This is a genomic window from Mycobacterium sp. 1245499.0 (genome assembly GCF_001673615.1).
GTDB classification, from domain to species: domain Bacteria; phylum Actinomycetota; class Actinomycetes; order Mycobacteriales; family Mycobacteriaceae; genus Mycobacterium; species Mycobacterium europaeum_A.
Map to the genome: position 1 here is coordinate 1 of NZ_LZMG01000110.1, position 10415 is coordinate 10415.

9 protein-coding genes and 2 pseudogenes are annotated in these 10415 nt (G+C 68.0%); 10 read left to right on the forward strand and 1 reads right to left on the reverse strand.

Annotated features, from left to right (window positions below; translation table 11 throughout):
- Nucleotides 1-188, reverse strand: a pseudogene (locus tag A5646_RS27835) (acyl-CoA dehydrogenase family protein); the annotation flags it as partial.
- On the opposite strand from A5646_RS27835, the pseudogene A5646_RS05625 reads away from it, so the two are divergent.
- From A5646_RS05625 to A5646_RS05670, 10 genes and pseudogenes are all read left to right on the forward strand, one after another.
- Nucleotides 171-1202: pseudogene (locus A5646_RS05625) on the forward strand (acyl-CoA dehydrogenase family protein); the annotation flags it as partial. The pseudogenes A5646_RS27835 and A5646_RS05625 overlap by 18 nt on opposite strands.
- Nucleotides 1203-1233: 31 nt before the next feature.
- The gene (locus A5646_RS05630; RefSeq protein ID WP_066870799.1) at nt 1234-2439 is read left to right on the forward strand and encodes an acyl-CoA dehydrogenase family protein; all 1206 of its coding nucleotides are present in this window, start codon (nt 1234-1236) and stop codon (nt 2437-2439) included.
- Between the two features lie 66 nt (nt 2440-2505).
- Nucleotides 2506-3504 carry an acryloyl-CoA reductase gene (locus tag A5646_RS05635; RefSeq protein ID WP_066877895.1) on the forward strand — a complete coding sequence of 333 codons (999 nt, stop codon included), beginning with the start codon at nt 2506-2508 and terminating at the stop codon, nt 3502-3504.
- Between the two features lie 22 nt (nt 3505-3526).
- The gene (locus A5646_RS05640; protein WP_066870804.1) at nt 3527-4498 is read left to right on the forward strand and encodes an NADPH:quinone oxidoreductase family protein; all 972 of its coding nucleotides are present in this window, start codon (nt 3527-3529) and stop codon (nt 4496-4498) included.
- A 171-nt stretch (nt 4499-4669) separates the two neighbouring features.
- The gene (locus A5646_RS05645) at nt 4670-5764 is read left to right on the forward strand and encodes a homogentisate 1,2-dioxygenase (RefSeq protein WP_066877897.1); all 1095 of its coding nucleotides are present in this window, start codon (nt 4670-4672) and stop codon (nt 5762-5764) included.
- A 51-nt stretch (nt 5765-5815) separates the two neighbouring features.
- A complete protein-coding gene (locus A5646_RS05650; RefSeq protein ID WP_066877898.1) occupies nt 5816-7003 on the forward strand; it encodes a S9 family peptidase in 1188 nt (395 codons plus the stop codon).
- Nucleotides 7000-8205, forward strand: a complete 1206-nt coding sequence (locus tag A5646_RS05655) for a CaiB/BaiF CoA-transferase family protein (protein WP_066870815.1) — start codon at nt 7000-7002, stop codon at nt 8203-8205. Before A5646_RS05650 ends, A5646_RS05655 begins: the two co-directional genes overlap by 4 nt.
- Nucleotides 8206-8257: 52 nt before the next feature.
- On the forward strand, nt 8258-9166 hold the full coding sequence (locus A5646_RS05660) for a hydroxymethylglutaryl-CoA lyase (RefSeq protein WP_066877899.1): 909 nt from the start codon (nt 8258-8260) through the stop codon (nt 9164-9166).
- Nucleotides 9167-9790: a TetR/AcrR family transcriptional regulator gene (locus A5646_RS05665; protein ID WP_066870820.1), complete on the forward strand. Its 624-nt coding sequence runs from the start codon at nt 9167-9169 to the stop codon at nt 9788-9790.
- Between the two features lie 24 nt (nt 9791-9814).
- On the forward strand, nt 9815-10415 hold a 601-nt coding region (locus tag A5646_RS05670), incomplete at its 3' end, for an acyl-CoA dehydrogenase family protein (protein WP_197505127.1).

A 10415-nucleotide genomic window follows, 5' to 3' on the forward strand; every position in this document is an offset into this window, starting at 1 on the left:
ATGCCCAGCTCGGCGGCCTTGGCGATCAACTCGGGCGGGTAGGTGGCCGCCTCGTCGGCGTCGTGTGCGGCGGGCCGCAGCACTTCCTCGGCGAACTCGTCGAGGGTCTCGACGATCATCTTCTGTTCGTCGTCCGGCGTCAGATCGAAGTAGTCCTTGCCGCTGGACTTGAGCCGGGTCGGCCCGCCGCACACGACGCCGACGAGGCGGCCACCTACCCGCCCGAGTTGATCGCCAAGGCCGCCGAGCTGGGCATCACCGCGATCAACATCCCCGAGGACTTCGACGGCATCGCCGCGCACCGGTCCAGCGTGACCAACGTGCTGGTCGCCGAGGCGCTGGCCTACGGCGACATGGGCCTGGCGCTGCCGCTGCTGGCGCCGGGAGGCGTGGCCTCCGCGCTGACCCATTGGGGCAGCGCCGATCAGCAGGCCACCTACCTGCCCGAGTTCGCCGGCGAGAACGTGCCGCAGGCCTGCGTGGCCATCGCCGAGCCACAACCGCTCTTCGACCCCACCCGGCTCAAGACCACCGCGGTGCGCACCCCGAGCGGATACCGTCTCGACGGGGTGAAGTCGTTGGTGCCGGCCGCGGCCGATGCCGAGCTCTTCATCGTCGGCGCGCAGCTGGATGGCAAGCCGGCCCTGTTCATCGTCGAGTCCTCGACGAAAGGCCTTAGCGTAAAACCGGATCCGAGTATGGGGATTCGCGCGGCGGCACTGGGCCACGTCGAACTCTCCGGGGTGACGGTGCCGCGCAGCGCCCGGCTCGGCGAGGACGAGGCCACCGACGAGGACTACTCCGAGGCGATCGCGCTGTCCCGGCTCGGCTGGGCGGCGCTGACCGTCGGCACCTCGCACGCGGTGCTCGACTACGTCGTCCCGTACGTCAAGGAGCGCCACGCCTTCGGTGAGCCGATCGCCCACCGGCAAGCGGTGGCCTTCATGTGCGCCAACATCGCCATCGAATTGGACGGTCTGCGGCTGATCACCTGGCGCGGCGCGGCGCGCGCCGAGCAAGGCCTGCCGTTCGTCCGCGAGGCGGCGCTGGCCAAGCGGCTCGGCGCGGACAAGGGCATGCAGATCGGCCTGGACGGCGTCCAGCTGCTGGGCGGCCACGGCTACACGAAAGAGCACCCCGTCGAACGCTGGTACCGCGACCTGCGGGCCATCGGTGTGGCCGAGGGCGTCGTCGTCATCTAAGTCGTTAACCCATTCGAGTGAAAGTTCAATCATGGCAATCAATCTGGAACTTCCCCGCAAGATGCAAGCGGTGACGACCAAGACCCATCAGGGCGCCGCCGAGTTGATGCGGCCGATCGCCCGCAAGTACGACCTCAAAGAGCACGCGTACCCCGTCGAGCTCGACACCCTGTTCAGCCTGTTCGAAGGGGCCTCGGAGTCAATCGAATTCGCCGGAGCCAACGCGCTGGGCGGCGAGGACGAAGAACGCGACAAGAACCACAACGGCGCCAACATGGCGGCGCTGCTGCAAACCCTGGAAGCCAGCTGGGGCGATCTCGCGATGATGCTGTCGGTCCCCTACCAGGGCCTGGGCAACGCCGCGATCTCCGCCGTCGCAAACGAGGAACAGCTGCAACGACTGGGCAAGGTGTGGGCGGCGATGGCCATCACCGAACCCGGCTTCGGCTCGGACTCGGCGGCGGTGTCGACGACGGCCACCCTGGACGGCGACGAGTACGTGATCAACGGCGAGAAAATCTTCGTCACGGCCGGCTCGCGCGCCACCCACATCGTGGTGTGGGCGACGCTCGACAAGGCGCAGGGCCGCGCGGCGATCAAGTCGTTCGTCGTGCCGCGTGAGCATCCCGGTGTCACGGTCGAGCGGCTCGAGCACAAGCTCGGGATTAAGGGTTCCGACACCGCGGTCATCCGGTTCGACAATGCCCGCATCCCGAAGGAAAACCTGCTCGGCAACCCCGAAATCGAGGTGGGCAAGGGCTTTTCCGGGGTAATGGAGACCTTCGACAACACCCGGCCCATCGTTGCGGCGATGGCGGTCGGCGTCGGCCGCGCCGCGCTGGAGGAGATTCGCAAGATCCTCACCGAGGCAGGCGTGGAGATCTCCTACGATAAGCCCTCACACGTCCAGAGCGCCGCCGCGGCCGAGTTCATCCGGATGGAAGCCGACTGGGAGGCCGCCTACCTGCTGTCGCTGCGGGCGGCATGGCAGGCCGACAACAAGATCCCCAACTCCAAAGAAGCGTCGATGAGCAAGGCGAAGGCCGGCCGGATGGCCACCGACGTCACGCTCAAGACCGTCGAATTGGCAGGCACCACAGGCTATTCCGAGCAGACGCTGCTGGAGAAATGGGCGCGCGACTCGAAGATCTTGGACATCTTCGAGGGCACGCAGCAGATCCAGCAGTTGGTGGTCGCTCGCCGGCTGCTGGGACTGTCTTCGTCCGAGCTCAAGTAACTCAGGTACGCCACTCGGCGGAATCGGGCAGTGTCGCTTTGCTCTGCGGTGAGGTTAGGTCAAGGCATGGACACTTTTCACGCGCTCGTCGCGCGTCAAGATGGCGACCGGGTAACCGCGTCGGTCGAAACCCTTCGCCCGGATGATCTGCCGCCCGGCGATGTGACCGTCCGGGTCCTGTACTCCAGCGTCAACTACAAAGACGCCCTGGCGCTGACGCCGGGAGGCGGTGTGGTGCGCGACTACCCGGTGGTGCCGGGCATCGACCTGACCGGCGAGGTGGTGGAGTCGACGTCGGCCGACTTCGCGGTCGGTGACCAGGTGCTGGCCCACGGGTACGCGATCGGCACCGGCCACCACGGCGGCTACGCCGAATACGCGCGGTTGCCGGCCGACCAGGTGGTCGCGCTCGGCGCGTTGAGTCCACACGAGGGCGCCGCGATCGGGACCGCGGGCTTCACCGCCGCGATGAGCGTGCAGGCCCTGATCGACTGGGGCATCGCGCCGGATGCCGGTCCCATCGTCGTCACCGGGGCCACCGGCGGAGTCGGCTCGGTCAGCGTCGACCTGCTGGCGGCCGCCGGCTACCAGGTGGTCGCCTCCACCGGTAAGGCCGAGGCCGCCGACCGGCTGAAAAACCTTGGCGCGGTGGAGGTTATCGGGCGGCTGCCCGCCGACCCCGACGCCAAGCCGCGGCCGCTCGGCAAGGCACGCTGGGCGGGCGGGGTCGACTGCGTGGGCGGCGCGACGCTGGCCGACGTGCTCAGCACCGTCGACTACGGCGGCGCCGTGGCGGCCAGCGGCCTCACCGGCGGTCCGGCGCTGCACACCACGGTGTTGCCCTTCATCCTGCGTGGCGTCGCACTGCTGGGCATGGACTCGGTGCTGATGCCGATCGGCGCGCGCCGCGAATTGTGGGCCCGGCTCGGCGACTCGTTGCGGCCACGCCACCTGGACGCGCTGGTCAGCGACGTCGACGTGAAAGATGTCGTCGGCGTGATCGACCAGGTGCGCGCCGGCAAGTTCTCCGGCCGGGCCGTAGTGCGGGTGGCCGGCGGCTTCTGAGCGGCCAGTAGGCTCTGGTGGCATGCGCGCGGTACAGGTGACTCGACTCGATGGTCCGGACGCGGTCGAGCTGACCGACATCGACGAACCGTCGGGCGACGGGGTCGTCGTCGACGTGCACGCCGCCGGGGTGGCCTTCCCGGACGCCCTGCTCACCCGCGGCCTCTACCAGTACCGCCCGGAATTGCCGTTCGTGCTCGGCGCCGAGATCGCCGGCGTGGTCCGGTCGGCACCCGAGGGCGCGAACGTGAGCGCCGGCGACCGGGTCGTCGGGCTGACGATGCTGTCCGGCGGCATGGCCGAGGTCGCGGTGTTGGCTCCGGATCGGGTGTTCAAGCTGCCCGACAATGTGAGCTTCGAGGCGGGCGCCGGCCTGCTGTTCAACGACTTGACGGTGTACTTCGCGCTGACCGTGCGGGGTCGGCTGCAGCGTGGCGAGACGGTTCTGGTGCACGGCGCGGCCGGCGGCATCGGAACTTCGGCGCTGCGGCTGGCGCCGGCGCTGGGCGCGTCACGCACCATCGCCGTGGTCAGCACGCAGGACAAGGCCGACATCGCCACGGCGGCCGGCGCGACGGATGTGGTGCTGGCCGACGGTTTCAAGGACGCGGTCAAGGAGTTGACCCACGGACGTGGCGTCGACATCGTCGTCGACCCGGTCGGCGGCGACCGATTCACCGATTCGCTGCGGTCGCTGGCCCCCGGCGGGCGGCTGCTGGTGGTCGGGTTCACCGGCGGTGAGATTCCCACCGTGAAGGTAAATCGGTTGCTACTCAACAATGTTGACGTGGTCGGTGTGGGCTGGGGCGCGTGGGCCGGGACGCATCCGGGCGCGCTGGCCGAGCAATGGGCCGGACTCGAACGGTTGCTCACCTCCGGGGAGTTGGCCCCGCCCGAGCCGGTGGCCTACCCGCTGGAGCAGGCCGCCACCGCGGTCGCCTCCCTGGAGAACCGCAGCGCCAAGGGAAAGGTCGTGCTGCGCGTCCGCAGTTAGGCGCCGCATCTGGTCATTGGCCACGGTGGTTTCGGCGCAGGTGGGTCGACCGTCAGTGGCGTTGTCGCTCGCGCCACGGCCCTTGTGTCGCCCAAAAAGAGAAAGTAATGTCACTTTCAGTTTTGTACTCCTGATCGGCAGCGAGCTGGTCCCCCGTCGGAGGAGCCGTCCATGGAATCCTTTGTGCACCTGCGAAAAGGCCGAACACCGCGCCGCCTGCATGCCGACCTCGACGGCCTCAAGGACGACGAGTTGGGCCGGGGCGGATTCACCGGCCGCACCGCCAATCTCTACCGGCGCCACGATCCCACCGCCTATCGGTCGGTTGGGCCGCTGCGGCCCATCGACGTGCTGTCCAGCGAGCTCAAGCCCAGCGACGCCACCGAAGCCGGCGGTGGGCCGCTGCTGATGTTCAGCAACGACGACTGCCGAATCCTGTTGAGCCGACGTCTCGAGCCGATGCCGTTCTTCGTCCGTCATGTCGACGGCGACCTGCTGTGCTTCGTTCACCAGGGCAGCGGCCTGGCCGAGACCGAATTCGGCCCGCTGCGCTACCGGGAGGGTGACTGGCTGTACATCCCGAAGTCCTGCACCTGGCGCCAGCTCCCCGACAGCGCGACGACCATGCTGATGATCGAGGCCACCGACGAGTTCCGGGTGCCGCCGCCGGGCGCGCTGGGCCGCCACTTCCCGTTCGACCCGTCGCAGGTCGTCATCCCGGAGCCGGCACCGGCCGACCCTGACGCAACCGACGGCGAGTTCGAGGTCCGGCTCATCCATGAGGGCGGCCCGACAACGCTGTTCTACCAACACAATCCGCTGGACGTCGAGGGCTGGCGTGGCGACAACTTCGCGTTCACCTTCAACATCGCCGACTACAACGTGATCACCTCCGACAGCGTGCACCTGCCGCCGACCGTGCACCTTTTCATGCAGGCCACCGGCGTCTACGTGATGAACTTCCTGCCCAAGCCCGCCGAGGGGATTCCGGGCACCGAACGCACCCCGTGGTATCACCGCAACGTCGACTACGACGAGATCGCCTTCTTCCACGGCGGCTCGCTGTACGGCATCCCGATGCCGCCGGGCTTGATTTCGCATGCGCCACAAGGGGTTCACCACGGCGCACCCGAAAAGGCCCGAGAACGGGCGCGGCGCAAATTCGACGACTACTCCCGCGTCGACTGGCAGGTGATCGCCATCGACACCCGGCGGCGGCTGACCCCGTCGGCCGAAGTACTGGCCCACGACCTAGGACAACACTGACATGAGGCACGCCGGCGACGATGCAGAACGAAGTGATGAGGAGCGGCGTCAATGAAAACGGCTGTGAAACACGAGTACGACCGGATCCCCTATCTCGTTGCGTTTCAAAACAATTCCGGGGTCCGCGACGTCTACGGCGGCCTGGCCGAGATCACCGTGTTGGAGAGCTACCTGCTCAAGCCGAAGGACAAGCCGTCGGACACCGTGCTGGTGTTCATGCATCCCATCGGCGGCGGGGCCTACCTGCCGATGATCAACGCGCTGGCCCGCGCCGGCCATCACGTCATCTATTGCAACAGCCGCTTCCGCGGCACCGACTCGGCGCTGCTGATGGAGAAGGTGGTCGAGGATCTCGGCGAGTGCATCAAGGACGCCAAAAAGCGGCTGGGTTACGCCAAGGTGGTGCTGGCCGGATGGAGTGGCGGCGGGTCGCTGTCGGTGTTCTATCAGCAGCAGGCGCAGAATCCGACCATCACGTCCAGCCCGACCGGCGACGGCCCCGACCTCACCAGACTCGACCTGCCCGCCGCCGACGGCATCATGCTGCTCGCCGCGCACATCAGCCGGCACGGCACGCTGACCGAATGGCTGGACGCATCCATCCTCGACGAATCCGACCCCACCAAGCGCGATCCCGAACTGGACCTGTACAACCCCGACAACCCCAATCAGCCGCCTTACAGCCAAGAATTTCTGGATCGCTACCGGCAGGCGCAGATCGACCGCAACCGCCGCATCACCGCATGGGTCAGGGACAAGCTGGCCGAGCTGGCTGCAGCCGGGCGGCCCGACGACGAGTTCGGCTTCGTCGTGCACGGCACCATGGCGGACCCGCGCTGGCTGGACCCGACCGTCGATCCCAACGAACGCGCCCCGGGCACCTGCTATCTGGGGGATCCTCAGGTGGTGAACATGAGCCCCGTCGGACTGGCCCGGTTCTGCACCCTGCGCGGCTGGCTGTCGCAGTGGAGCTATGACGACGCGCGCGGCGACGCGGTGGCCTGCGGGCCCGATATCGCGATCCCGGCGCTGGTGATCGGTAATCTTGCGGATGACGCCTGCACGCCCAGCCATACCCGGAGGCTGTTCCAGGCGATCGGACATGAGGACAAGGAAATGCACGAAATCCCCGGCGCCACACACTATTACGCCGGACCCGACCAGCGCGACGCGCTGCGGGCCGCCGTCACCATCGTCACCGACTGGCTGGTGCGGCACGACTTCGCGAGCGCCGAATGACGGTGACCGGCCCCCTGGACGGCATTCGGGTGCTCGAACTGGGCACCCTGATCGCCGGTCCCTTCGCCGGGCGACTTCTCGCCGACATGGGCGCCGACGTGATCAAGGTGGAACTGCCCAAAGCCCCGGACCCGCTACGCACCTGGGGCCAGGCCGAACTCGACGGCCAACACGTCTTCTGGACGGTGCACGCGCGCAACAAGAAGGCGATCACCCTGGACTTGCGCCACCCCCGCGGGCGCGAGCTGTTCTGCGACCTTGTCGAGAAATCCGACATCGTGGTGGAGAACTTTCGCCCCGGCACGCTGGAAAAATGGAGCCTGGGCTACGACGTCCTCAGCGAGCGCAATCCGGGGATCATCCTGGTGCGGGTGTCGGGCTACGGGCAGACCGGACCCGATGCCACCAAGGCCGGCTACGCCTCGGTCGCCGAAGCGGCCAGCGGACTGCGGCACCTCAACGGTTTCCCCGGCGGGCCGCCGCCCCGCCTGGCGCTCTCGCTCGGTGACAGCCTGGCCGGCATGTTCGGCGCGCAGGGCGCGCTGGCCGCGCTGTACCGGCGCAGTGTCACCGGGCGCGGCCAGGTGGTCGACGTCGCATTGACCGAATCATGTTTGGCCGTACAGGAATCCACCATTCCCGACTATGATGTCGGCGGAGTGGTGCGTGGACCGTCGGGCACCCGGCTCGACGGCATCGCGCCCTCGAACATCTACCGCAGCGCCGACGGTTCGTGGGTGGTGATCGCCGCCAACCAGGACACCGTGTTCGCCCGGCTGTGCAAGGCGATGTGCCGCCCGGAGCTGGCCACCGACGACCGGTTCGCCACCCACGTCGCGCGTGGCCGCAACCAGGACGAACTCGACAACATCATCGGCGCCTGGGCGGCGCAACGCCGGCCCGCTGACATCATCGAAACCCTGTCCGCCGCAGGGGTGATCGCCGGTCCGATCAACACCGTCGCCGAGGTGGTCAACGACCCGCAGCTGCGCGCCCGCGACATGTTGATCGAGCACTACGACGAGCGGCTGCAGCGCAACGTGCTGGGCCCGGGCATCGTGCCGGTGCTCTCGGAATCGCCCGGCCGCCTGCGCCACGCCGGGCCAGCCCGTCCGGGCCAGCACAATGACGACGTCTTCATCGGGTTGCTGGGCAAGACGGCCGAGGAGCTCGCGGAGCTGCGCTCCGAGGAGGTGCTATGACCGCCCGCGCCGGCGAGGATGCAGAGCGGAGCGATGAGGAGGAGCTGCGCCGATGACTCACGTCGACATCCGCGAGGTGGCCCTGCGCGACGGTCTGCAGATCGAAACGCCAATCCCGTTGTCGGCCAAGCTGGAACTGCTGGCCGCGGTGGCGGCGACCGGGGTCCGTGAGGTCGAGGTCACTGCGTTCGTCTCCCCGACGAAGGTGCCGTCGATGGCCGATGCCGCCGAGTTGGCCGCCCATCTGCACGACTATCCCGACATCGAATTCTCGGCCCTGGTGGCCAGTCCCAACGGCGCCAAGCGGGCCGTCGCCGCCGGGTTGCGCTCCATCGAATACGTGGTGGCCGCCGACGACACCTTCAGCAAGGCCAACGTCGGACGCAGCAGCGCCGAGGCCACCGAGGCGATCGACGAGATCGTCGCCATCGCCCATGGCAGCAATGTCACCGTCGAAGTCGTCATCGCCACCGCCTGGGACTCACCCTTCGAAGGCCCCACCCCGTCCCAGCGGGTGCTCGAGATCGCGGCGGCCGCCCGCGAGCGCGGCGCCGACCGCCTGTCCATCGCCGACACCATCGGCACCACCACCCCGGGCCGGGTGAGTTCGCTTATCGCGCAACTACGTCCGGTGATCGGCGACCTGCCGCTGGGCGGACACTTCCACAACACCCGCGGCTCCGGGCTGGCCAGCGCCTACGCCGCGGTCAACTCCGGGGTGACCCGGCTGGACTCCTCGGTCGGCGGGCTGGGCGGCTGCCCCTTCGCGCCGGGCGCCACCGGCAACATCGCCACCGAGGATCTGGTGTACCTGTTGGGCGACAGCGGCATCGACGTCGACGTCGACCTGCACGCCGCCATCGCCGCCGCCGACGTGGCGAAATCGCTGGTCGGACACGACCTGCCGAGCGCCCTGTTGCGGGCCGGCGACCGAAAGCGACAGTACGTGCGGGGGAACTGAATGTCCGCCCCGGAGGCAGCCCGCGAGCTGACCGCCAAAGGTCGCCAGACCAGGCAGGCCATCGAACAGGCCGCCCGTAAACTGTTTGCCGAACGGGGCTTTCACGGCACCACCCTGGCCGACATCACCTCGGCCGCGGGCAAATCACCGGCGGTCTTCTACCGATACTTCGCCGACAAGGAAGACCTGCTGGCCGGACTCGCGGAGTCGTTCCTGCACGAGGTGGTGACGCCGTCGGGGCTGAGCGTTCACCTGCCGGACTCGCCCGACGACGACGCCTTCTTCACCTCGGTGGTCACCGGCTACTGGAACATGTTCAAACAGAACATCGGCATCATGATCGCGGTCGCCCAGCTGGCCGCCACCCAGCAGCGGTTTGCGGCCGTGCAGAACGAGTTTCGCCGCTTCGGCGTGGACATCGTGGCGGCATCGGTGTGGCGTGCGCAGGAGCAGGGCTACGGCGCCGAGCTCAACCCGCAACACACGGCGGCGGCCATCGCGCTGTTGTTCGAGAACTTCACCACCGTCTTCGTCGGGCAGTCGGGTCTCGGCATGGAGATCAGCGACGAGGACGCGATCGCCACGCTGTCGACGGTGTGGAAGAAGACTCTCTATGGTGCGTAACGCGAGAACCGCGAGGAGATAACCGTGGATTTCACCCTGCCAGAACACCTCCCGGGCGTGCTCGCCGAGATGGACGAGTTCATCGAGACCGAGATCAAGCCGCTGGAACGTGAGAACATCCAGTACTTCGACCAGCGCCGCGAGCATGCGCGCACCGACTGGGACAACGACGGGATCCCGACGCGCGAGTGGGAGGACCTGCTCTCCGAGATGCGCCGACGAGCCGATAAGGCAGGCTGGCTGCGCTACGGACTGCCCGCCTCGCTGGGCGGCCGCGACGGCAGCAACGTCGACATGGCGATCATCCGGGAGCACCTGGCGCACAAGGGCCTTGGCCTGCACAACGACCTGCAGAACGAGTCGTCGATTGTCGGCAACTTCCCGCAGGTGATCATGATGGAGCGGTTCGGCACCGACGAGCAGCGCAAGGTGTGGTCGGAGGCGTTGATCACCGGGGAGCGGTCCATGGCCTTCGGGCTGACCGAACCCAAGCACGGTTCGGATGCCACCTGGCTGGAAACGCACGCCGAACGCGACGGCGACAGCTGGGTGATCAACGGCTCCAAGCGGTTCAACACGGGGGTCCACCGCGCGACCCACGACCTGGTCTTCGCCCGCACCTCCG

What these genes read in the sequence shown, in the direction of transcription:
- A5646_RS05635 (WP_066877895.1), top strand. Translation starts at nt 2,506, where the DNA reads ATGGACACTTTTCACGCGCTCGTCGCGCGTCAAGATGGCGACCGGGTA.
- A5646_RS05665 (WP_066870820.1), top strand. Translation starts at nt 9,167, where the DNA reads ATGTCCGCCCCGGAGGCAGCCCGCGAGCTGACCGCCAAAGGTCGCCAG.
- A5646_RS05645 (WP_066877897.1), top strand. Translation starts at nt 4,670, where the DNA reads ATGGAATCCTTTGTGCACCTGCGAAAAGGCCGAACACCGCGCCGCCTG.
- A5646_RS05660 (WP_066877899.1), top strand. Translation starts at nt 8,258, where the DNA reads ATGACTCACGTCGACATCCGCGAGGTGGCCCTGCGCGACGGTCTGCAG.
- A5646_RS05630 (WP_066870799.1), top strand. Translation starts at nt 1,234, where the DNA reads ATGGCAATCAATCTGGAACTTCCCCGCAAGATGCAAGCGGTGACGACC.
- A5646_RS05655 (WP_066870815.1), top strand. Translation starts at nt 7,000, where the DNA reads ATGACGGTGACCGGCCCCCTGGACGGCATTCGGGTGCTCGAACTGGGC.
- A5646_RS05640 (WP_066870804.1), top strand. Translation starts at nt 3,527, where the DNA reads ATGCGCGCGGTACAGGTGACTCGACTCGATGGTCCGGACGCGGTCGAG.
- A5646_RS05650 (WP_066877898.1), top strand. Translation starts at nt 5,816, where the DNA reads ATGAAAACGGCTGTGAAACACGAGTACGACCGGATCCCCTATCTCGTT.